This window comes from Paraburkholderia graminis C4D1M (assembly GCF_000172415.1).
Classification (GTDB): domain Bacteria; phylum Pseudomonadota; class Gammaproteobacteria; order Burkholderiales; family Burkholderiaceae; genus Paraburkholderia; species Paraburkholderia graminis.
Map to the genome: position 1 here is coordinate 421,549 of NZ_ABLD01000003.1, position 22,832 is coordinate 444,380.

Annotated in this window: 19 protein-coding genes and 1 pseudogene; 14 read left to right on the top strand and 6 right to left on the bottom strand. The window is 63.7% G+C overall.

The genetic code is table 11. The features are described from left to right. Window positions 1–224 precede the first annotated feature (224 nt). The 4 genes from BGRAMDRAFT_RS07665 to BGRAMDRAFT_RS07680 all read right to left on the bottom strand — a co-directional run bounded on the left by BGRAMDRAFT_RS07665 (window position 225) and on the right by BGRAMDRAFT_RS07680 (window position 4,706). The gene (locus BGRAMDRAFT_RS07665) at window positions 225–1,109 is read right to left on the bottom strand and encodes a PhaM family polyhydroxyalkanoate granule multifunctional regulatory protein (RefSeq protein WP_006048130.1); all 885 of its coding nucleotides are present in this window, start codon (window positions 1,107–1,109) and stop codon (window positions 225–227) included. A 267-nt stretch (window positions 1,110–1,376) separates the two neighbouring features. Then, on the bottom strand, window positions 1,377–2,228 hold the full coding sequence (locus BGRAMDRAFT_RS07670) for an enoyl-CoA hydratase/isomerase family protein (protein ID WP_006048131.1): 852 nt from the start codon (window positions 2,226–2,228) through the stop codon (window positions 1,377–1,379). A gap of 60 nt (window positions 2,229–2,288) precedes the next feature. Further along, window positions 2,289–3,590, bottom strand: coding sequence for an ABC transporter substrate-binding protein (locus tag BGRAMDRAFT_RS07675; RefSeq protein ID WP_006048132.1), 1,302 nt, complete (start codon window positions 3,588–3,590; stop codon window positions 2,289–2,291). Between the two features lie 132 nt (window positions 3,591–3,722). After that, window positions 3,723–4,706 (bottom strand): fumarylacetoacetate hydrolase family protein, encoded by a 984-nt coding sequence (locus BGRAMDRAFT_RS07680; RefSeq protein ID WP_006048133.1) that lies wholly within the window; start codon window positions 4,704–4,706, stop codon window positions 3,723–3,725. A 163-nt stretch (window positions 4,707–4,869) separates the two neighbouring features. Here BGRAMDRAFT_RS07680 and BGRAMDRAFT_RS07685 point away from each other — a divergent pair, with 163 nt between their 5' ends. The 7 genes and pseudogenes from BGRAMDRAFT_RS07685 (at window position 4,870) to BGRAMDRAFT_RS35280 (ending at window position 13,034) form a co-directional block, all read left to right on the top strand. Further along, entirely contained in the window at window positions 4,870–5,769 is a 900-nt protein-coding gene (locus BGRAMDRAFT_RS07685; protein WP_006048134.1) for an IclR family transcriptional regulator, read from the top strand. Window positions 5,770–5,810: 41 nt separating this feature from the next. Then, a complete protein-coding gene (locus BGRAMDRAFT_RS07690; RefSeq protein WP_044020541.1) occupies window positions 5,811–7,079 on the top strand; it encodes a DUF3108 domain-containing protein in 1,269 nt (422 codons plus the stop codon). Between the two features lie 205 nt (window positions 7,080–7,284). Beyond that, complete coding sequence (locus BGRAMDRAFT_RS07695) at window positions 7,285–8,079, top strand: alpha/beta fold hydrolase (protein WP_006048136.1); 795 nt, start codon at window positions 7,285–7,287, stop codon at window positions 8,077–8,079. 111 nt (window positions 8,080–8,190) lie between these two features. Beyond that, window positions 8,191–8,448: a BTH_I0359 family protein gene (locus BGRAMDRAFT_RS07700; protein ID WP_006048137.1), complete on the top strand. Its 258-nt coding sequence runs from the start codon at window positions 8,191–8,193 to the stop codon at window positions 8,446–8,448. A gap of 308 nt (window positions 8,449–8,756) precedes the next feature. After that, window positions 8,757–9,827 (top strand): homocysteine S-methyltransferase family protein, encoded by a 1,071-nt coding sequence (locus BGRAMDRAFT_RS07705; RefSeq protein WP_006048138.1) that lies wholly within the window; start codon window positions 8,757–8,759, stop codon window positions 9,825–9,827. A gap of 86 nt (window positions 9,828–9,913) precedes the next feature. After that, window positions 9,914–12,630, top strand: a pseudogene (metH, locus tag BGRAMDRAFT_RS07710) (methionine synthase). Window positions 12,631–12,827: 197 nt separating this feature from the next. Continuing rightward, window positions 12,828–13,034, top strand: a complete 207-nt coding sequence (locus BGRAMDRAFT_RS35280) for a hypothetical protein (protein ID WP_006048141.1) — start codon at window positions 12,828–12,830, stop codon at window positions 13,032–13,034. Between the two features lie 186 nt (window positions 13,035–13,220). Here the strand turns inward: BGRAMDRAFT_RS35280 and BGRAMDRAFT_RS07720 are convergent, their stop codons facing one another. Beyond that, the gene (locus BGRAMDRAFT_RS07720; protein WP_006048142.1) at window positions 13,221–13,547 is read right to left on the bottom strand and encodes a DUF1840 domain-containing protein; all 327 of its coding nucleotides are present in this window, start codon (window positions 13,545–13,547) and stop codon (window positions 13,221–13,223) included. A gap of 444 nt (window positions 13,548–13,991) precedes the next feature. Here BGRAMDRAFT_RS07720 and argS point away from each other — a divergent pair, with 444 nt between their 5' ends. The 6 genes from argS to BGRAMDRAFT_RS07750 all read left to right on the top strand — a co-directional run bounded on the left by argS (window position 13,992) and on the right by BGRAMDRAFT_RS07750 (window position 20,979). Further along, the gene (argS, locus tag BGRAMDRAFT_RS07725; protein ID WP_006048143.1) at window positions 13,992–15,782 is read left to right on the top strand and encodes an arginine--tRNA ligase; all 1,791 of its coding nucleotides are present in this window, start codon (window positions 13,992–13,994) and stop codon (window positions 15,780–15,782) included. A 61-nt stretch (window positions 15,783–15,843) separates the two neighbouring features. After that, a complete protein-coding gene (locus BGRAMDRAFT_RS07730; RefSeq protein ID WP_006048144.1) occupies window positions 15,844–16,671 on the top strand; it encodes an SPOR domain-containing protein in 828 nt (275 codons plus the stop codon). 203 nt (window positions 16,672–16,874) lie between these two features. Next, window positions 16,875–17,513, top strand: coding sequence for a thiol:disulfide interchange protein DsbA/DsbL (locus BGRAMDRAFT_RS07735; RefSeq protein WP_029969595.1), 639 nt, complete (start codon window positions 16,875–16,877; stop codon window positions 17,511–17,513). A gap of 16 nt (window positions 17,514–17,529) precedes the next feature. Then, the gene (locus BGRAMDRAFT_RS07740) at window positions 17,530–18,303 is read left to right on the top strand and encodes an SDR family oxidoreductase (protein WP_006048146.1); all 774 of its coding nucleotides are present in this window, start codon (window positions 17,530–17,532) and stop codon (window positions 18,301–18,303) included. A 3-nt stretch (window positions 18,304–18,306) separates the two neighbouring features. Then, window positions 18,307–19,134, top strand: coding sequence for a helical backbone metal receptor (locus BGRAMDRAFT_RS07745; protein ID WP_006048147.1), 828 nt, complete (start codon window positions 18,307–18,309; stop codon window positions 19,132–19,134). 258 nt (window positions 19,135–19,392) lie between these two features. After that, window positions 19,393–20,979: an ABC transporter substrate-binding protein gene (locus tag BGRAMDRAFT_RS07750; protein ID WP_006048148.1), complete on the top strand. Its 1,587-nt coding sequence runs from the start codon at window positions 19,393–19,395 to the stop codon at window positions 20,977–20,979. Between the two features lie 113 nt (window positions 20,980–21,092). Here BGRAMDRAFT_RS07750 and BGRAMDRAFT_RS07755 read toward each other — a convergent pair whose 3' ends face one another. Beyond that, window positions 21,093–22,163, bottom strand: a complete 1,071-nt coding sequence (locus BGRAMDRAFT_RS07755; protein ID WP_006048149.1) for an MBL fold metallo-hydrolase — start codon at window positions 22,161–22,163, stop codon at window positions 21,093–21,095. A gap of 123 nt (window positions 22,164–22,286) precedes the next feature. Here BGRAMDRAFT_RS07755 and BGRAMDRAFT_RS07760 point away from each other — a divergent pair, with 123 nt between their 5' ends. Continuing rightward, a complete protein-coding gene (locus BGRAMDRAFT_RS07760; protein WP_006048150.1) occupies window positions 22,287–22,754 on the top strand; it encodes a MerR family transcriptional regulator in 468 nt (155 codons plus the stop codon). Window positions 22,755–22,832: the final 78 nt, after the last annotated feature.

Here is a 22,832-nt window from a genome sequence, read left to right on the forward strand (position 1 = left end):
AGCGCACGCCCAAAAGCCAAACAAATACCTTCCAATGATAGCACGCTGATTTGCCCAAACCCGCGCGGGGACAGACGCAATTCCGGTGCCCGCTTGACGTGTCTCAATGACGCGCGCAATCGGCGGAGTGTGACGGGCGATCGGGGACAAAACGGTGACAGTCGGCGATTTCCGTTGTTGTTTGCAGCCGACAGTCGATGCGCGCCGCCGTCCGGCGCGCGTGCTTACAGTGACTTTTTCGGCGCTTTCGACGCGTTGCTGCCGGTGCCGGCGGCGGTGCGCTTCGTCGCGGTCGGCGCTCGCTTCGCCGCGGGACGCTTGGCGGCAGACTCAGCGCTGCCGCTCGATCCACCGGACGCCGCGGCTGCCGCTGCAACGTCCGCCGGCGATGGACGCGGCACATCCGTCGCGCCGCCTACCGCTTCGCTCGCCTCGTCCAGGTGGTCTTCGGTCGAGTCCGCCTGCGCGCCGCCGCTCGTGGCAGCGCCGGCAGCACCCGCTGCGCCGGCCGCCGGCTGCGTCATCGCGAACTGGGCGATCTGATTGAATTGCGATTGCAGCAGATTCCACCATGCCGATGCATCGAAGCTCGGCGTGGCGGGCTCGGCTTGCTCATCGCTCGCAGATTCAGCGGCGCTCGCGCTTTCCGCCGAACTGGAGGCCGAAGCCGACGCTGGCGAATTCGGCCAGCCGCTCGCCGCCGACGGGCTCGGCGCGGGCGCCGGCGACTGCGCTTCGGCCGCCGCCGCAGGCTGCGCCATCGACTGTTGCGCGAACGCGCCAAACGCACGCAGCGTCGCAAGCGTCGCGCGCTGCACCTCGAGCGCCTGAATCGCGGACTGCAGCATGCTCAGGTTCAGCTTGAGCCACTGCTCGACGGCGCGCATGTCGGTGATGCGCTTGTCGAGTTCCTCGACATTGGTGAGCGGCGCCATCATGTCGGACATCATCGACAGCGATGGGCCGAGGCCCGCGCCCGGCTGCGCGCCCGAAAACGCGGAGCCGAACGGCGACAGGCGCATCATGCCCCACATGCTCTCGAGCATGTCGGCGGGCGGAAAACCAGGGAAGCCAGGAAACGGCGGCGTTGAGCCAGGTGTGTCGGTCATGCTTGTCGCCTCGCTGCATTAACTGAAAAAGCACGGAACAAAGAGCGCACAAACGCGCTGAGTACCGCGCACACGCATCTGAATCCGATCATACCGCGCGCGGCGTTGCCTGATCGCACGGTGGCTGTCGCCGTACTCGCGACGCGCTGATGCCGCCAGATCGGGCCGCGGCTCACAGCGTACTCACCATGCGCAGGCTCTACCCCATCACGCCACGACGGTGCGCATCACGCGCACGAGCCGAGCCGTCAGACCGAGCCGCCGCCCTCACCGCTCGCGCCACGGATCGGCGCCGCCGAAATCCGGCGCGCGCCGCTCGCGCAGCGAGTTCACGCCTTCGCGCACGTCGGGCCCGGCGAAGCCCATGAATTCCAGTGCGAGCGACGTATCGAACGCCGGGCCGGCCGAGCGCAGCCAGTTGTTCAACGCATACTTGGTCCAGCGGATCGCCGTCTGCGAGCCGTGCGCAAGCTTTTGCGCGACCTCGAACGCTTTGGGCAGCAGATCGTTTTCGTCGACGGCAAGCGAGACGAGGCCGATGCGCTCCGCCTCCGCGCCGCTCACCGGCTCGCACAGCATCAGGTAGTACTTGGCCTTCGCCATGCCGCACAGAAGCGGCCAGACGATGGCCGCATGATCGCCGGCAGCGACACCGAGCCGCGTGTGCCCGTCGATGATGCGTGCCGTTTTCGACGCGATCGAAATATCCGCAAGCAGCCCGGCGACAAGTCCCGCACCGACCGCCGGACCATGCATCGCCGAGACAATCGGTTTGCTGCAGTTGATCACGTTATAGACGAGGTCGCGAGCCTCGCGCCACACGCGTGCGCGCACATCGAAATCGGTCGCCATGTCTTCGACGAGTTGCAGATCGCCGCCCGCCGAAAAGCCCTTGCCCTCGCCGCGAATAATCGCGACGCGCGTGTCGGGATCGCGGTCGATGTCGCGCCAGATTTCCGCAAGCTCGTAATGCATGCGCGCGTCCGCGGTGGCGAGCGCGCTTTTGTTCGCGCCCTCGCCGCTCATCACCACCTCGAGCACGCCGTGCTGATGGCGACGCAGTCGAAGCGACCGGTAGTGTGCGTAAAACGCGTCGTTGCTGTGAGCTTGCTCTGACATGGCGATCGATCCGTGTGTCGGTAAAGGCGCGCGTGGCGCGCGTCGTGAGTCGATTTAACGCTAACGCGGCTGATAAACCCACTTGCCGTTCCTGATTTCGACCATCACGCGTGCGCGCTGATCGAGACCGAGGTGGTCCGTGGGGCTCATGTTGACGACGCCGTTGGTGTCCGCGAGACCGTGCGTGGTTTCGAGCGCGTCGCGCAACGCGCGGCGGAATTCGGGCGTGCCCGGCGAGGCCGCCTTCAATGCGATCGGCACGGCATGATTGAGCAGCATGCCCGCGTCCCAGGTGTAGGAGCCGAACGCCGACACCGTGCCTGCGCCACGCAGCGCCTCGAAACGCGCGATGTAATCGAGTGCAAGACGCTTCGCCGGATGATCCGCCGGCAATTGCGCCGCCACCAGCACCGGGCTCGCGGGCAGGAACGTGCCGTTGCAATCGGCGCCGCACACGCGCAGGAAGTCGTTGTTGCCCACGCCGTGATTGTGATAGATCAGCCCTTTGTAGCCGCGCTCGCGCAGCGTCTTCGGCGGCAGTGCGGCGGGTGTGCCGGCCGCGCCGACCACGACGGCATCGGGGTGCGTCGCGAGGATTTTCAGCACCTGGCCGGTCACGCTCGGATCGGTGCGGTTAAAGCGCTCGCTCGCCACCATCTGCATGTGATGCAGTTGCGCGAACTTCGCGACTTCGTTGTAAAAAGTCTCGCCGAGCGCGTCCGCCTGGCCGATGAACGCGACCGTTTTAACGCCGCGCGTGCTCGCGTGCTCGGCAATCGCCGAGGCCATCATCGCGTCCGTTTGCGGGGTCTTGAATACCCAGTGGCGCTTCGCATCCACGGGCTCGATGATTTTCGCCGACGACGCCAGCGAGATCATCGGCGTCGTTCCGTCGGCGACCACGTCGATCATCGCGAGCGAATTCGGCGTGATCGAAGAACCGATAATCGCGTCGACGTGATTTTCGGAGATCAGCTTCTTCGTGTCCTGCACGGCCTGCGTGGTGTCAGAGGCATCGTCGAGCACGATGTATTCGACGCTCTGCCCGCCGATCTGTTTCGGCAGCAAGCTCGCCGTGTCGCGCGCGGGAATGCCGAGCGACGCGGCCGGTCCGGTCAGCGACAGCACGAGCCCGATCTTGACCTGGGCAAGCGCGACGGCAGGCGACAGTGCGGCAAGCGTCGCGAACAGTATCGCCGGGCGACGCACAAGAGGCATCAAGCGCAGAAACCAGGCAAACCGCTTCTCCTGTCGCGCAACCTGCTGCGCGAACCGCTCCCCGAACTCGCGCCCTATGCCCGCACGCGCAGGCTGCCCGCAAGCGCCCGCCATCCCCGCTTCCAACGATCCAGCTCGCCGCATGGTGTCTCCTCACATGAGTTTTTGTTCTGCTTCGTTCTAATCATCCGCCGATGCCGCCGCGCCAGTCAGTGTAGCGGCGCGCGATGGCAGCGGCATCGGGCGAAACCCTTTCGGACCGGCGCGCGTGCCGCGTCAGTCGAGCGGTGCGATGCTCTGCTCGATGGAACCGAAGATCGACTTACCCGCTTCGTCGAACATTTCGATTTTCACCGTGTCGCCGTACTTCATGAACTCGGTCTGCGGCGCGCCGTGCTCGATGGTCTCGAGGCAGTGCTTTTCGGCGATACAACAATAGCCGCGCTTCGCGTCCTTGTTCGACACCGTGCCCGAGCCGACAATTGCGCCCGCGCGCAAATTGCGCGTTTTCGCCGCGTGTGCGATCAGTTGCCCGAAGTGAAACACCATGTCAGTGCCGGCATCCGGCTGGCCGACTTTCTTGCCGTTCCAATGGACGATCATCGGCCGATGCACGCGGCCTTCGCGCCAATGTTCGCCCAGTTCGTCGGGCGTGACCGCAACGGGCGCAAACGACGTAGCCGGCTTGCTCTGGAAAAAGCCAAAGCCCTTCGCGAGTTCGGCGGGAATCAGGTTGCGCAGCGAGACGTCGTTGACGAGCGTGATGAGGCGCACGCTTCTGAGCGCCTGGTCGGGCGTGGCGCCCATCGGCACGTCGCTCGTGATGACGGCAACTTCCGCCTCGAAGTCGATGCCGAACGCTTCGGACGCGCACACGACGTCGTCTTTCGGGCCGATGAAATCGTCGCTGCCGCCCTGGTACATCAGCGGATCGGTCCAGAATTCCGGCGGCATTTCCGCGCCGCGCGCGCGCCGCACGAGTTCGACATGATTCACATACGCGGAGCCGTCGGCCCATTGGAACGCGCGCGGCAGCGGCGCCATGCAGTCGCTCGCGTCGAACGAAAACGTGTTGCGCGCGCGGCCCTGATTGAGCGCGTCGTACAGGTCGAGCAATTGCGGCGCGTAGAAGGCCCAGTCGTCGAGCACGCGCTGCAACGTGGGCGCGATCGCGTCGGCAACGGCAGCGGTATGCAGATCGCGGGACACGACAATCAGTTGGCCGTCGCGCGTGCCGTCCTTCAGCGTGGCAAGTTTCATGGAGGAATGAACCGTGTTAGTGACGATAAGGGGAATCTATTCTACGATGGTGAATCGGCGCCGCCCAAGTCCGGCGCGCCCTGGCCGGCAAGAGGCGCATTGCATGCGCGCCGCAGCCGGTTCTTCCTACATTGCTTTTGAACGCGCTTAGCGCCTTTTGCTCATGCCGCACACTGCCCGCTCCGGCGCCATTGCTCACGATGCTGACGCCGCTGCCGAACCGCTCGACGCATCGGAAGCGCCCGACACCGACGACGATACCGCCGACGCCGGCGAAGAAAAACTGCGCTCGGGAATCCAGTCGATCGAAGTCGGCTTCAGGCTGCTCGACGTGCTCACTCACGAGCCGCGCGCGATGATGCTGCGCGATCTCGCGCAGCGCGCAGGCATGAGTCCGGCGAAAGCGCACCGCTATCTGGTGAGCTTTTTGCGGCTCGGCGTCGTCGCGCAGGATCCGTTGTCGGGGCGCTATGAACTCGGCGGCTTCGCGTTGCAACTCGGACTCGCGCGGCTTGCGCGCGTCGACGGCGTGAAGCTCGCGCGTATCGCGCTCGCCGAATTGCGCGACCGCCTGGACCTGACGGTCGGCATCGCCGTGTGGGGCAACCAGGGGCCGACCATGGTCCACTGGATGGAGTCGAGTCATCCGGCAAAAGCGTCGCTCAAGCTCGGCGACGTGATGCCGCTGCTAAGCTCCGCGACCGGCTTGCTGTTCGCGGCCTATCTGCCCACAGGCAAAACCGCCGCGATGCTCGAGCGTGAGTTGGCCGACACGCGCCGCTCGTCGCATATCGGCGTGCCGCGCACGCGCGAGGAAGTCGAACGCGCGCTCGCGGAAGTGCGCGAGCACGAAGCGGCGCGCGTCGAAGGCATGCTGCTGCCGACCATCCACGCGTTCTGCATGCCGGTGTTCGACTCGACCGGCGAACTCGCGCTCGGCCTCGTCGCGCTCGGTCACGAAGGCGCGTTCGACATTAGCTGGGGCGGCGAGATCGACACTGCCCTGCGCGAATGCGCGCGCAAGCTTTCGTACGAGCTGGGGTATAGTCCGACGCCTCGCTAAAGCGCACGCCGCTTTCCGTCCGCTCGCCCATTTTTCCGCCGATGGCCTTCCCTTTCGCCGCACGTTCCGCCGAAGCCACTGTCACGCCGCCAGACGAGCCGCGCGCCCGTTCGCGCATGTGGCGATGGATCGTCGTGCTGCTCGTCGTGGGCGTGCTTCACTGGATCGCCGCGCAATGGGTCGAGCGTCATCGCGCAACCCTGAATCCTTCGGACGACGAACACGTGCCCGTGCAGGTCGCGCTTCTGAAGCCCGAACGTATCGAGCGCAATCCGGCGGCCGTGCCGCCCGCGCCGGCCGCTCAGCCCGCGACGCGCAAACCCGCCGCGAGCAAGCCGCGAGAACATGTGCTGACAGCAATGCAATCGGCCGAACGGGCGGCAATGCAAGCGGCGCGCGCTGCATCGGACGCCGTGGCGAGCGCGGCCGCCGCAAACGCGATGCCCGCGAGTTCAGCGAGTTCCGCGAGCGGCGCGTCGGCAAATGCATCGGCAAACGCAAACTCGCCGCAACCGGCTCCCGGCGCAAAGTTCTCTGTCCCGCCGTCCGGCGATCTTCAATACGACACGTTTTACAACGGCGTGCGCAATCAGCCTGGCACCATCCATTGGACGAGCAGCGGCGAGCGCTACGAAATGGTGGTTTCGGTGCCCTTACCTTTTGTCGGCACGTTCGTCTATTCGAGTCATGGCCGCATCGACGCATTCGGTCTCGCGCCGGAGCAATACGTGGAAAAACGCGGCCATCGCGCGGAAGACATTTCAATCTTCAACCGCGCCGACCGGAAAATCGCCTTCACGCGCACGCCGGCCACCTTGCCGCTGCCCGACGGCGCACAGGACCGCTTCAGCATGGTGATGCAGTTGGCGAGTCTCGTGCGCGGCGACCCGACTGCGTACAAGCCGGGCGTCACGCGGCAGTTCTTCGTGGTGGACAGCGACAGCGGCGAGAACTGGCCGGTCGAGACCATCGGCGACGAAACCATCCGCACCGCGCAGGGCTACCTCGAAACGCGCCATTTCAAACGCCTGCCGCGTCGCGAGGGCGATCAGCGCCGCATCGACGTATGGCTCGCGCCTTCGCTCGGCTGGCTGCCCGCGCGGATCGTGCAGACGGAGCCGAACGGCACGCAGTTCGAGCTGGTGTGGCGCGGCAAGCTGAACGCGGAGAACGGCGCGGGCACCGATTCGCCCGACGGGTCCGCCAATACCTCGCCTTCCGCTGCGCCCGCAGCGGCACCCGAGCCAGCACCGCCCTCACCGGTCGACTCGACCGCTCCCGACGACACTTCCGGCAACATCAAGCCATAACGACATGCCATTCGGCTAAACGCGCAAAGGCAAGCGGCGCACCCGAATGGTGCCTCTGACATTCCGCGAAACTTCCGCCTGCCCGCCGACTCTTCATCATCTGATGCAACCGTTCGGCGGGCCGCTGCGCACAAACGCCAGGCAGCGACATGCAACAACAAGCGCCGACGGACTCTCCCACTGCATTCCCCTCGAAGGAGCTTGCATGCAAGTGAACATCAACGGTATCGAGACACGCTACGTGCTGAGCAATGAAGGTGGTGGCCCGTGGCTGACGTTCATTCATCAGCTCGGCGGCGATCTGTCGGTGTGGGACCAACTCGCCGGCTATTTCCGCGACGACTACACGGTTCTGCGCTACGACGTGCGTGGCCACGGCGAGACGGCGGTATCGAAGGAGCCGTTCACGATTGCCGATCTCGCCGGCGACCTCGCCGCACTGCTCGATGCGCTCGGCGCACCGAGCACGCACCTCGTGGGCATGTCGATGGGCGGCATGATCGCCCAGCAGTTCGCGCTCGATCACCCTTCGCGCGTGGACACGCTCACTATTGCTGACAGCAGCGCCGCCAATCTCCCTGAAGCCCGCCCGCTATGGGATCAACGCGCCGCGAGCGCGCGCCGGGACGGCATGGCCTCGCTCGCGCCCGCCACGCTCGAGCGCTGGCTGACGCCTGAGTTTCGCAGCGCGCATCCCGAAGCCGTCGAGCCGATCCGCGAGGCGCTCGTGCGCACGTTGCCGGAAGGCTACGCCCTGGCGTGCGAAGCGCTGCGCGATTTCGATGTACGGGGTAAGCTGGGAAGCATTCGCTGCGCAACCCTGGTGGTGGCTGGACGCCACGACACGGGCACGGCGCCTGCTGCTAGTCAGGCAATAGCAGATGCCATTGAAGGCGCGCAGTTCGAATTGCTCGACGCCGCTCATCTCGCGCCTGTCGAGCAGTCCCAACGGTTTGCCGCACTGCTTGAAACGTTTCTTGAAGGCCGGTCTAACCGGTAGGTTCGGAACTTTTACATGCGTCAATCCGGACCCACCCCTTGAATTCCAGACCACAAGCTCCACGTAAGGCGCAGGAACGGCCAGGAGCCAACGGAAATAAGGAGTGTCGCCATGCAAATGATCTACAACAGCCCCAACTATTGTGTCGTCGAATTTCCGCCGCAGGAAGGTCCGCTGGCCATGAAATCGGGTGGCTATGAGATCGTCGACAAGAACATGCAGCGCGAGATTTACATCGACGGTGCAATGGCGGCGCGGTTTCGCGAGAGCGTGCAAAAGCTGATCGAAGAGGAACCGTCGCTCGATGAGGTCGACGAATTCCTCGGCCAGTTCGACAGCCTGATGCATCAGCCGGTCATTCTTCACTAACCGCAAGGAGTGCAGGAAGCGCCAAGGTTTTTGGCGTTGCGAGCATCTCGACGTTGTTGGCGACATTTGCCGACGCCGCCACCCGGCTTCACGGGCGCGCTTCACAAGGCGGTCGGTTTTAATGGAATCGGTTCAGCGGGCTTAAGGCGCGCTGGACCGTTTTCTTTTTGCAAAGCGCGTTTCGCGCGGCCGGGCGCGCCGTGTCGTCCAGTGCCGCCACGTGCCGCCCAGTGCCGCGCCCGGCGCGATAGCCCGGCTGCGGCTACAATGACAGGTCCCAGAAAAGCCGGCCCAAGCCATCGTCAGCCATGAACCAGCCTGCCCAAACCGTCAAGCCTATCCGTCCCGAGCGCGATTACACGCGCGGCGCGACACTGCCCGCGCTGCTCAAGTCGCGCATCCTGATTCTGGACGGCGCGATGGGCACGATGATCCAGCGCTACAAGCTCGACGAAGCACGCTATCGCGGCGAGCGCTTTGCGGACTACGGACGCGACATCAAGGGCAACAACGAACTGCTGTCCATCACGCAACCGCAGATCATCAGCGAGATTCACGAGCAGTATCTGGCTGCGGGCGCCGACATCATCGAAACCAATACGTTCGGCGCGACCACCGTCGCGCAGGCCGACTACGGAATGGAAGCGCTTGCAGTCGAGATGAATCTGGAGTCGGCGAAACTCGCGCGCGCCGCGTGCGACAAGTATTCGACGCCCGACAAACCGCGCTTCGTCGCCGGCGCGATCGGACCGACGCCGAAGACCGCGAGCATTTCGCCTGACGTGAACGATCCGGGCGCGCGCAACGTCACGTTCGACGAACTGCACGCCGCCTATTACCAGCAGGCGAAAGCGTTGCTCGACGGCGGCGCCGATCTGTTCCTCGTCGAAACGATCTTCGACACGCTCAATGCCAAAGCCGCGCTGTTCGCGCTCGACGAACTGTTCGAAGACACCGGCGAGCGTCTGCCCATCATGATTTCGGGCACGGTCACGGACGCCTCGGGGCGCATCCTCTCGGGGCAAACCGTCGAGGCGTTCTGGAACTCGCTGCGCCACGCGAAGCCGCTTACGTTCGGCCTGAACTGCGCATTGGGCGCGGCGCTGATGCGCCCGTACATCGCCGAACTGGCGAAGCTGTGCGACACCTACGTGTCGTGCTATCCGAACGCGGGCTTGCCGAATCCGATGAGCGATACCGGCTTCGACGAATTGCCGGCTGACACCTCGGGCCTGCTGAAGGAATTTGCCGAAGCGGGTCTCGTGAATATCGCCGGCGGCTGCTGCGGCACGACGCCGGAGCACATCGCGGCGATCGCCCGCGCGCTTGCCGAAGTGAAGCCGCGCAAGTGGCCGACGCAATACCGCGACGCCGCCTGAGCGGCATCGAAAAACAGCCGCCGCTCAGGCCGCATCAGACGCACCCAGGCCGCACCTAACGCACGCAATCGACTCGCACCTACGCCATGACCGATCACACCACGCGCCTTGCCGGCCTCGAGCCGTTCAACGTCACGTCCGGGACGCTTTTCATCAACGTTGGCGAACGTACCAACGTGACGGGCTCGAAAGCCTTCGCGCGAATGATTCTGAACGACCAGTTCGACGAGGCGATTGCCGTCGCGCGTCAGCAGGTCGAGAACGGCGCGCAGGTGATCGACGTCAACATGGACGAGGCGATGCTCGATTCAAAAGCGGCGATGGTGCGCTTCATGAATCTGATCGCGTCGGAGCCGGACATTGCGCGCGTGCCGATCATGATCGATTCGTCGAAGTGGGAAGTGATCGAAGCGGGCCTGAAATGCGTGCAAGGCAAGGCGATCGTCAACTCGATCTCGCTGAAGGAAGGCGAAGAGGCTTTCCGCCATCACGCGAAACTGATTCGCCGCTACGGCGCGGCAGCCGTGGTGATGGCCTTCGACGAACAAGGCCAGGCCGACACGTTCGAGCGCAAGACGCAGATCTGCAAACGCTCGTATGACTTTCTCGTGAACGAAGTGGGCTTCCCGCCGGAAGACATCATCTTCGATCCGAACATCTTCGCGATTGCCACGGGTATCGAAGAACACAACAACTACGCGGTCGACTTCATCAACGCGACGCGCTGGATCAAGCAGAACCTGCCGTACGCGAAGGTGAGCGGCGGCGTGTCGAACGTGTCGTTCTCGTTCCGCGGCAACGATCCGGTGCGCGAGGCGATTCACACTGTGTTCCTGTATCACGCGATTCAGGCCGGCATGGACATGGGCATCGTGAATGCGGGCCAGCTCGGCGTGTATGCGGATCTGGATGCGGAACTGCGCGAACGCGTCGAAGACGTCGTGCTGAATCGCCGCGCGGACGGCACCGATCGTCTGCTGGAAGTCGCCGACAAATACAAAACCGGCGCAGCGAAGAAAGAAGAAAACCTGGAGTGGCGCAATCAGCCGGTCGAGAAGCGCCTGTCGCATGCGCTCGTGCACGGCATCACGAACTTCATCGTCGAAGATACTGAGGAAGTGCGCGCGAAGATCGCGGCGCAAGGCGGCCGTCCGATCAATGTGATCGAAGGCCCGCTGATGGACGGCATGAACATCGTCGGCGATCTGTTCGGTCAGGGCAAGATGTTCCTGCCGCAAGTCGTCAAGTCGGCGCGCGTGATGAAGCAGGCGGTCGCGCATCTGATCCCGTTCATCGAAGAAGAAAAGAAGCAGCTCGCGGCCGCGGGCGGCGACGTGCGCGCGAAGGCAGATCGTGATCGTCCATCGTGAAGGGCGACGTGCACGACATCGGCAAGAACATTGTGTCGGTGGTGCTTCAGTGCAATAACTTCGAAGTGGTCAACATGGGCGTGATGGTCCCGTGCAACGACATTCTCGCGAGGGCGAAAGTGGAAGGCGCGGACATCATCGGACTGTCGGGCTTGATCACGCCGAGTCTCGAGGAAATGGCCTACGTTGCGTCTGAAATGCAGCGCGACGACTACTTCCGCGTGAAGAAGATTCCGCTGCTGATCGGCGGCGCAACCACCTCGCGCGTGCATACGGCCGTGAAGATCGCGCCGCATTACGAAGGGCCGGTCGTGTATGTGCCGGACGCGTCGCGCTCGGTGTCGGTCGCATCGAGCCTCTTGTCCGACGAAGGCGCGGCCAAGTACCTCGACGAACTCAAGGCCGACTACGATCGCATTCGCAATCAGCACGCGAACAAGAAAGCGCTGCCGATGGTCACGCTCGCCGAAGCCCGCGCGAACAAGACGCCGATCGACTGGAAGAGCTATCAGCCGGTCAAGCCGAAGTTCATCGGCCGGCGCGTGTTCAAGAACTTCGATCTGAGCGAACTCGCGAACTATATCGACTGGGGTCCGTTCTTCCAGACGTGGGATCTCGCCGGTCCCTACCCCGCGATTCTGAACGATGAGATTGTCGGCGAATCGGCGCGGCGCGTGTTTTCGGACGGCAAGTCGATGCTCGCGCGCCTGATCCAGGGCCGCTGGCTGCAAGCGAACGGCGTGATTGCGCTGCTGCCGGCCAACACCGTGAACGACGACGACATCGAAATCTATACCGACGATTCGCGCAGCGAAGTTGCGCTGACATGGCGCAATCTGCGGCAGCAAAGCGTGCGGCCGGTGGTCGACGGCGTGATGCGGCCGAACCGCTCGCTTGCCGACTTTATCGCGCCGAAAGATTCGGGCGTGGCCGACTACATCGGCATGTTCGCGGTCACGGCGGGTCTGGGCGTCGACGTGAAGGAAAAGCAGTTCGAGAAGGATCACGACGACTACAGCGCGATCATGCTGAAGGCGCTTGCCGATCGTTTCGCCGAAGCCTTCGCCGAAGCGCTGCATGCGCGCGTGCGACGCGACTTGTGGGGCTACGCGAGCAACGAGACGCTTGCGAACGACGAACTCATCGCCGAAAAGTATCGCGGCATTCGCCCGGCGCCCGGCTACCCGGCGTGCCCGGATCATCTGGTCAAGCGCGACATGTTCGACGTGCTGCAGGCGAATGAAATCGGCATGACCGTAACGGAATCGCTCGCGATGCTGCCTGCGGCGAGCGTCTCCGGTTTCTATCTCGCGCATCCGGACAGCACTTATTTCTCGGTGGGCAAGATCGGCCAGGACCAATTGGAAGATTACGCGCAGCGCATGTCGCTCTCGAAGGCGGATGCCGAACGCGCGTTGGCGCCGTTGCTATAAGCCGTTCCGGCAAGGCAGCGTTGAATGCATCGATGAGCCGAGCCGGCCTGGCGCGAAACCCACTATATCCGGCGAGAAAGACTGAATATTTGCGGCAACGTAATTTTCGGCTTTGTAGACTGAGGCGGCTTGACCCGCCAGACGCAACCAGAATGCGTCGGCTCATCTAATTCAACCGTCAACGGAGAGAAAATCATATGAAGAAGCTGGCGCTGTTATTGACCGCTGTTTCGTTTGCCGTGGGCGCTTCGGCGGCGCTCGCACAAACCGCCGCTCCGGCCGCATCGAGTTCGGTCAGTTCGTATTCGCCGCCCACGACGAAACACGTCAAGAAGCCGAAGAAGCAGAAAATGAAAAAGGGCGCGTCAGCTCCCGCGGTTGCTCCGGAAGCCGCAAGCCAGTAAGCCGCTTTCGCGTTTCTGGCTTGCAAAGAAAATGAGCCCGCTTCGAGCGGGCTCATTTTTTGGCGCCATACATTGACGGGACATGGCGACAGGCCATGAGTCACAGCAAGTGCCGCGGCCACGATGGCCGTGTTTGTCGCCCTGGCCACGACAGTCGCCGCTGCCGTCGCGGCGAACCTGCCTCGACTACAGCCCCCAGACGATGTCCGCGTTTTCCTTCTGGGCGGCGCGCAGCATGTCGAGGAACGGATACGCACGTTGCGCAAGACCCGGCGGAATCTCGTGATGCTCGTGGCCCTCTTCGCCTTCGTGGAAATGGCCGTCGTGTTCGGCGCGTTCCTGCTTGTCGAAGTTGATGGCCGCTTCGAGTTTGGCGATCGCTTCGCCGGTTTCGGCGTGCGTAATCACACCGCGCTCACCGAGGCGCTTGCCGACAATGCCGACCAGATACTGCGCCAGATTCTCGAGCATCATCACATCTGGACAAGCTCGGCATTTGAAAGTAATCAGCATGACAATTCCCTTTTTCGTTATGTTGGCTTCACGCGCAAGCGGAGCCGAAAGCGGCCTCTCGCATGTTCCGTTAGCCGCGCGAACAGACGCGGCGGCCACGGCCCTTGCTGGGCTTCTCATTGAACATATTAGCACCTGCTAAAATCCGTCTGGACGGAAAAGCGCGCCGCATTGCACCGCGCGCGGCAAGGCGCAGCGGCGCGGCCGGCCAGCCGGTTGCGGCCTGCATGCCGCAGCGGCCAAGCCTTCGCCTCGCGGCCGAACGGCGCGCTGATTGCATTGCAGGCAAAGTGCCCAACAGCTCGCCTCGTCATGCCGATATGTCATGACAGACCGCGCCGCCGCGCAACCGCCGCTTTCCACGCTTCTGCCGAATCGGCCGCGCTCGAGGCGGCCGGCGCTTCCTCCGTATCACCGGATTGCCTCACTGGACTCGCAACAAGCATGCTGCCCGCACATAAACACACTCTGGAAACACTGCTCGCCGACACGGTGAAGCAGGTCGCTCTCGCCACGCAAGGCGCGACGGAAGCCGCCTTCGTATCGCCCACCATCGCGCTGGAACGTCCGAAGGTCGCCGCGCACGGCGACGTCGCGTGCAATGTGGCGATGCAACTCGCCAAGCCGCTGCGCGCGAATCCGCGCCAGTTGGCGCAGCAAATCGTCGACACGCTGCTCGCGCAGCCGCAGGCGCAAGGCTTGATCGAATCCGCCGAAGTCGCGGGCCCCGGCTTCATCAACCTGCGTCTTGCCGCTGCGGCCAAGCAGGCGGTGGTCAAGGCCGTGCTCGCGGAGAAAGACGTGTATGGCCGCTCGCAACGCGACGCGGGCAAGCACGTGTTGATCGAGTTCGTATCCGCGAATCCGACCGGACCGCTGCACGTCGGCCACGGCCGCCAGGCCGCGCTCGGCGACGCGCTGTCGAACGTGCTCGCGTCGCAAGGCTGGGACGTGCATCGCGAGTTCTATTACAACGACGCCGGCGTGCAGATCGGCACGCTCGCGCTATCCACCCAGGCGCGCGCACGCGGCCTCGCTCCGGGCGACGCCGGCTGGCCCGCTTCCGCGTACAACGGCGAGTACATTGCCGACATCGCGAAAGACTATCTGAACGGCGTCACGGTATCGGCGAGCGACGGCGAGCCCGTCACCGGCGCGCGCGACGTCGAGAATCTCGACGCGATCCGCCGCTTCGCGGTGGCGTATCTGCGCCGCGAGCAGGACATGGACTTGCAGGCGTTCGGCGTGAAGTTCGACCAGTACTACCTGGAGTCGTCGCTTTACACTGAAGGCCGCGTCGAGAAGACGGTGCAGGCGCTCATCACCGCGGGCAAGACCTACGAGCGGGAAGGCGCGCTGTGGCTGCGCACAACCGACGACGGCGACGACAAAGACCGCGTGATGCGCAAGACCGACGGCACGTACACGTACTTCGTGCCCGATGTCGCGTATCACGTCGCAAAGTGGGAGCGCGGCTTCACCAAGGTCATCAACATTCAGGGTTCCGACCACCACGGCACGATCGCGCGCGTGCGCGCCGGGCTGCAAGGTCTCGGCATCGGCATTCCGAAGGGCTATCCCGACTACGTGCTGCACAAGATGGTCACGGTCATGCGCAACGGCGAAGAGGTGAAAATCTCCAAGCGCGCGGGCAGCTACGTGACGGTGCGCGATCTGATCGAATGGTCGGGCGGCGCGCTGCCGGGCACCGAGGCAGCCGTCGATCAGATCGACGAAGAGACGATTCGCCGCGGCCGCGACGCCGTGCGTTTCTTCCTGATCTCGCGCAAGGCCGATACGGAGTTCGTCTTCGACATCGACCTCGCGTTGAAACAAAATGACGAAAACCCCGTGCACTACGTGCAATATGCGCATGCGCGGATCTGCTCGGTCATCGCCGAATGCAAAACTCGCTACGGCGCGGACGAAAGCACGCTTGACAGCGTGGACCTCGCGCCGCTGTCGAGCGAGCGCTCAATGGCCTTGCTGAACAAGCTCGCGGAGTTCCCGGACATGCTGCAACACGCCGCCGACGAACTCGCGCCGCACGCGGTCGCGTTCTATCTGCGCGACCTCGCCGGGGAATTCCACTCGTTCTACAATGACAGAGCCGAACGCGTGCTGGTCGACGATGCGGCCGAACGCAATGCACGCGTCGCGCTGCTCGCAGCCACGCGTCAGGTGCTCGCCAACGGTCTTGCGATCATCGGCGTCTCCGCTCCCGTCAAGATGTAAGTCCTCCGGCGCAACATGCATGCGGCCGTCGTTATAATCGGCGGCCGTTCCAGGATTCTTTTTGCAGGTGATTCATACGATGGCAAAACCACGCCGCACAACAAAGCAATCGAAACAAACCGGGGGTACTTTTCTCGGCATCGTGCTGGGCCTGATTGTCGGCCTCGCGATCGCGGTAGTGGTGGCGCTGTATATCACCCGTGCGCCTACGCCGTTCGTGTCGAAGGTCGCGCCGCCCGCGGCGTCCGAGTCGAGCGCGAGCCAGGCGCAATACGATCCGAACCGTCCGCTGCAAGGCAAGACGCCGGGTCAGCCGGTGCCGCAGGCCGCGCAACCCGCGCCGCCGAACACCGCGCCTGGCCAGACCAACTCGCAGACGCAGTCGGGCATGCTCGAGCAGCCGCAAATCATCGAAGTGCCGCCGACCCTCGGCGGGAACAATAATGCCGCGGGCAATGCCAACGGCACGGCAGTCGCGCCGAAGCCCGCGCCGGATAACGGCAGCAGCGCCACCGCCGCGGTGAAAAAGCCGCAAGCCACGAGCGCGCCGGCTGCGACCACAGCGGGTTCCGCGCCGAAGAGCACGTCGTCGGCGGCGGTCGCGAACGTCAAGCCGGGTTCGGGCGCAGCGCCGGCACCTGGCGACGCGAACACCGGCTACTTCCTGCAAGTGGGCGCGTACAAAACCGCTGCGGACGCCGAACAGCAACGCGCGCGTCTCGCGTTCCAGGGCTTCGAGTCGAAGGTCACGCAGCGCGATGCGGGCGGGGTCACGTATTATCGCGTGCGTATCGGGCCGTTCTCGAAGTTCGAGGACATGAACGCGAGCCGTCAGCGTCTGTCGGACGCGGGCGTGGACACCGCCGTGATCCGCTTCACCAAACAATAAGCAGCGCGGGACCCGCAGGCAGGCGCCGCCGCCGAACTATCGGCGTGCGGCGCCTGTCACAGGAATCGCAGGCAACAAGCACAGTAAGCACGATTGAGCATGATTGAGCACGACGGCCGATAGAGCCGTCCAACGCCGATTTGAAAACGGTGACGGGCATTTGCGTGGCGCCACTGTTTTACGCCTACCTGGGTCAAGACAACATGAAAAAACTGCTGAGCATTCTGTTCCTCTCGTTGGGCCTCGTCGCGGCCTCGGCGCACGCATCGCCGACCGCGCCGGTCTCGGGCAAGGACTACACCGTGTTGCCGAGCGCGCAATCCACCGACGTGCCCGCCGGCAAGATCGAAGTCACCGAATTCTTCTGGTACGGCTGCCCGCACTGCAACGAATTCGACCCGTACCTCGAAGCCTGGGTGAAGAAGCAGGGTCCGGACGTCGTGTTCAAGCGCGTGCCGGTTGCCTTCCGCGACGACTTCATTCCGCATTCGAAGATGTATCACGCGCTCGACGCGCTCGGTCTCGCCAACCAGCTCACGCCGAAGGTCTTCAACGAAATTCACGTCAACAAGAACTATCTGCTGACGCCGGAAGATCAGGCCAAATTCCTCGCGAAGAACGGCGTCGATCCGAAGAAGTACATGGACGCGTACAACTCGTTCTCGACGCAAAGCGCGTTGCAGAAAGACAAGAAACTGCTCGAAGACTACAAGATCGACGGTGTGCCGACCATCGCCGTGCAAGGCAAGTACGAAACCGGCCCGGCTGCGACCAACAGCCTGCCTGGCACGGTCCAGGTGCTCGATTACCTGGTCCAGCAGGTTCGCGCGAAGAAGATGTAAAGCCCGAGGCGCCGGAATGAGCTCACCGTTGAAAGTTTTCATTACCGGCGCTTCGAGTGGAATTGGCCTCGCGCTCGCCGCCGAATACGCGCGGCGCGGCGCGACGCTCGGCCTCGTTGCCCGCCGCGGCGAAGCCCTCGCCGCCTTCAAGCGGTCTCATCCGCAAAACTCCATCTCCTGCTATAGCGTCGACGTGCGCGACGCCGAGGCGCTCGCCGAAGCGGCCGCGCAGTTCATCGCGGAACATGGCCAGCCGGACATCGTGATCGCCAATGCGGGCGTCAGCCGCGGCGCCGTCACCGGCGAAGGCGACCTGCGCACCTTCCGCGAAGTGATGGACATCAACTACTTCGGCATGGTCGCCACCTTCGAGCCGTTCGCGGCCGCGATGGTTGCCGCAAGACGCGGCACGCTCGTCGGCATTGCGAGCGTCGCGGGCGTGCGCGGCTTGCCGGGTTCGGGCGCGTATAGCGCGTCGAAGTCGGCGGCGCTCAAGTACCTCGAAGCGTTGCGCGTCGAAATGCGCCCGCACGACGTGGGCGTTGTCACGATCGCGCCCGGCTATATCCGCACGCCGATGACCGCGCACAATCCCTACACCATGCCCTTTCTGATGGACGCCGACCGCTTTGCCGCGAAAGCCGCGCAGGCCATCGAGCGCCGCACCGCTTTCGCGGTGTTTCCGTGGCAGATGCGGCTCGTGGCGATGCTGCTGCACGTCGTGCCGCGCTGGCTCTACGACCGCGTGTTCGAACGCGCGCCGCGCAAGCCGCGCGCCGTCGTCGAGTAAATCATGTCTGCCTGTGCGGTCGATGCAGCCGGCGTCGCGCACGAAAAAACGGGTGCCGGCGCGCGCATCGTCTCGCTGGTGCCGAGCATCACCGAACTGCTGTTTGCGCTGGGTCTAGAACGCCAGGTCGTCGGGCGTACCGGTTTTTGCGTGCATCCCCGCGACAAGGTGCGCAATGTGCCCAAGGTCGGCGGCACGAAAGCCGTGAAGGTCGACGCCGTTCGCGCGCTGCGGCCTACTCACCTGATCGTCAATATCGACGAGAACGAGCGCGACACCGTCGAGCAACTGCGTGCTTTCGTGCCGCATGTCGTCGTGACTCATCCGCTCACGCCGCACGACAATCTCTCGCTGTACGCGCTGCTGGGCGCGATCTTCGATCGCGAGCACGAAGCGCAGCGTCTCGCCGATGCGTTGCAGGCGCGTCTGCATGAAGCCGCCGGGCATGCATTCGCCGCGCAAAACGTGCTGTATCTGATCTGGCGCGAACCGTGGATGACCGTCGCGCGCGACACCTACATCTCCGCGATGCTGCGCGTCGTGAACTGGCAGACGCTGCCCGATGTGCAAGGCGGCGCGACAGGCGCGGGCCGTTATCCATCGTTCGAATTCGACGACGCCGAGCACGCGCCGTGGCTTGCCGGCGTCGACCGCATTCTGCTTTCGAGCGAACCTTATCGCTTCACGCAGGCGCATTGCGATGCGCTGAAAAGCGATCCGCGCATGGCCGGCAAGCGCATCGAGTTGATCGACGGAGAGATGGTCTCGTGGTACGGCGTGCGCGCGATCGACGGCATCGCTTATCTGATGCAGCGTGCGAGCGCCGCGTGAAGCCAGCACGCGCACGGACAGCCTCCATACGATCCCATATGGATATGCGGATTATGTTGTTGTCGCGCGAACTGCCCTTCGATAAGCTTTCGCGAAGGCCGGCGCGCACGTGAGCCCGCATTTTGGCGAGCATGCGCGAGCCCCGGAAAGGTATCAGAATGAAGTCGACGGCGAGGCCATAAACGTCGCTGTCGCTCGTCAACGGAATAACCACACAACCAGACGCACTGCCTGACTGCGCTTGTTATCGGAGATCTTATGCGCTTCAAACTGCTCGCAGCCGCCGTACTCTTCACGGCGCCCGCGCTCGTGCTCGCCAAACCGCTGACCGTCTGCACCGAGTCGAGCCCCGACGGCTTCGATGTCGTGCAGTTCAACTCGCTCGTTACGACCAATGCATCGGCGGATGTGATTTTCAATTCGCTCGTCTCCTACGATGAGGCCGCGAAGAAAGTGGTGCCGTCGCTGGCCGACAAGTGGGACGTGAGCGCGGACGGCCTCACGTACACGTTCCATCTGCGCCCGAACGTGCAGTTCCAGACCACCGACTACTTCAAGCCGACGCGGCCGCTGAACGCCGACGACGTCGTCTTCACGTTCGACCGCATGCTCAACGACAGCAACCCGTGGCACAAGGTGACGGGCGCAAGCGGCTTTCCGCATGCGCAGTCGATGGGCTTGCCCAAGCTCATCAAGGCGATCAGCAAGGTCGACGACAACACCGTCAAGTTCGAACTGAACGCGCCGGACGCAACCTTCGTATCGATCCTGACGATGGGCTTCGCGTCGATCTATTCGGCGGAATACGCGGACCAGTTGCTGAAGGCCGGCAAGCAGGTCGATCTGAATTCGAAGCCGGTCGGCACCGGCCCGTTCGAGTTGAAGAGCTACACGAAAGACGCGGTGATCCGCTACGACGTGAACCCGACCTACTGGGGCTCGAAGCCGAAGATCGACCGTCTGATCTACGCAATCACGCCCGACGCCACCGTGCGCGCGCAAAAGGTGAAAGCCGGCGAATGCCAGATTGCGCTGTCGCCGAAACCGCAGGATCTCGCGGATGCGAAGAACGACAAGTCGCTCGCCATCGTGCAGACGCCCGCGTTCATGACGGCGTTCGTCGCGTTGAACACGCAGAAGAAGCCGCTCGACAATCAGAAGGTGCGCGCCGCGCTGAACATGGCGTTCGACCGCGGCACGTATCTGAAGACCGTCTTCGACAACACCGCGACCGCAGCGGTGAATCCGTATCCGCCGAACACATGGAGCTACGACAAGGCCGTGAAGGCCTGGCCGTACGATCCGGCCAAGGCAAAGAAACTGCTCGCCGATGCCGGCTATCCGAACGGCTTTGAAACGACCATCTGGGTGCGTCCGAACGGCAGCGTGCTGAATCCGAATCCGAAAGCGGGCGCCGAGCTGTTGCAAGCGGACTTCGCGAAGATCGGCGTGAAGGCTGACGTGAAGGTGATCGAATGGGGCGAGCTGATCAAGCAGGCCAAGCAAGGCCAGCACGACTCGCTATTCATGGGCTGGGCGGGCGACAACGGCGATCCGGACAACTACCTGTCCCCGCTCTTTAGCTGCAATGCGGTGAAGTCGGGCATCAACTTCGCGCGCTTCTGCGATCAGGACCTCGACAAGCTGATCGCCGACGGCAAGTCCACGCCGGACCAGGCCAAGCGCACGAAAGCGTATCAGGCTGCGCAGCAGATCATTCACGATCAGGCGCTGTGGATTCCGCTCGGTTATCCGACGGCGGCAGCTATCACGCGGACCAACGTGAGCGGTTATCACGTGAGCCCGTTTGGGCGGCAGAACTTCGGGGCGGTGTCGGTGCAGTAATACCGCACGAACATACCGCACGAACCCGAAGCAGCAGAAGCCCGGTCGCGCAATGCAGTGCAACGCGCGACCGGGCTTTTTTTATGCGTAGGCCACCGACATCAAGCAAGGGCTCACGCCGAAAACCGCATCACCCCATCCGCATCGTGCGTGCGCTTTAACGCGCCCGCCAGCCACAGCAGATGCAAATGCGCGAGCGCCTCGCCCATTGCGAACGTCATCTGGTGAATATCCAGCGCGCGCTTGAACATGAGCGGCACGATGTCCGCCGCGCTTTGCGGCTTTTGCGCGCACGCCTCTCGCACTTCGGCCAGACGCGCATCGTGATGCTCGCGCAACTGCTTCACGCGCGTACGCACGCCGCGAAACGGCTTGCCGTGCGACGGCAACACGAGCGTGTCCTCAGGCATCACCTCGTAGCGCGCGAGCGACTCGAGATAAAGCGCAAGCGGCGAGCCTTCGGGCTCCATCGCGAACACCGAGACGTTCGTCGAAATGCGCGGCAGCACCATGTCGCCGGAAATCAGCACGCCCATCTCTTCGCAATGCAGCGCACAGTGCTCCGGTGAATGGCCGTAGCCCGTCACCACGCGCCACGTTTTTCTGCCGATCCGCACGCGGTCCGCTTCACGCAAACGCCGGTATTGATCGGGCACCGACGGCACCAGATTCGCGTAATAACTCTGCCGGCTGCGCAGTTTCTCGAGCGAGTCCTCGTCGGTGACGCCGTGCAGCGCGAAGTGCCGCGCCGCCGCTTCGCCGCCCGCGTTGGAGCCGTCGCCGGCCGCCATCACGCGAGCCTGCATGTATTCGCCGAGCGTCATCCACAGGCGCGCGTCCCAGCGCTTCTTGTCGCCGCCGCTGCAAACCCAATCCGCGAGACCGACGTGGTCAGGATGGCAATGCGTGACGATCACGCGCAGCACCGGCAAACCGTCGAGCACCGACTCAAATACCTTTTCCCAGTTCTCCCGGATCGCGTCCGACGCGATCCCGCAGTCGATCACCGTCCAGCCTTCCTCGCCGTCGATCTGATCGCGCAGCAGCCACAGATTGATATGGTCGAGCGCGAACGGCAACGGCATGCGCAGCCAGAACACACCGGGCGCGACTTCCTGCGCGTGGCCGGGCTCGGGCAGCGTGTCGTTGAACGGATAGTCGAGTTGATGTTCGAGTGCATTCATTCGGTGTCTTCCTCCACGCTTTCCGCGTACTTGCCGCAGGTTGCATTCAACCCAAGTTGACGATAACGTAAACGTCGATTCTATCGTTCAATCTGACTTTGTGCCCGGCCAGTGAATGCCCCGATGACCACTCAATACACGATCACCGAACTCGCGCGGGAATTCGACGTCACGCCGCGCGCCATACGTTTCTACGAAGACCAGGGTTTACTCTCGCCGAGCCGCGAAGGTTCGAGCGGCTTGCGGCGCGTCTATTCGGGCCGCGACCGCACGCGCCTGAAGCTGACGCTGCGCGGCAAGCGGCTCGGCTTCACGCTCTCCGAAATTCGCGATCTGCTGGACGTGTACGAATCGCCGACGGACACCGTCCCGCAACTGCACGCGTTTCTCGGCACGGTCGCGCGTCATCGCGAGGTGCTTGAGCGGCAACTGGAAGACCTGAACGCGACGCTCGAAGACCTCGCGCAATACGAAGCGCAGGCGCGCGCGCTGCTCGAAGGCGGCAAGCATGCGGCTTCCGAGGCACGCAAAGCGACGCAAGCGCAAGAAACGCAACAAGGGCGACGAGCGCGCGAAGCCAAGCCCGCATGACGAGACATGCGCACCAGGTGAAGTCGTGAACGAAATTTTTCTTGCTGCAAATTGAGCCGTTTAACAACGCCGAACCAG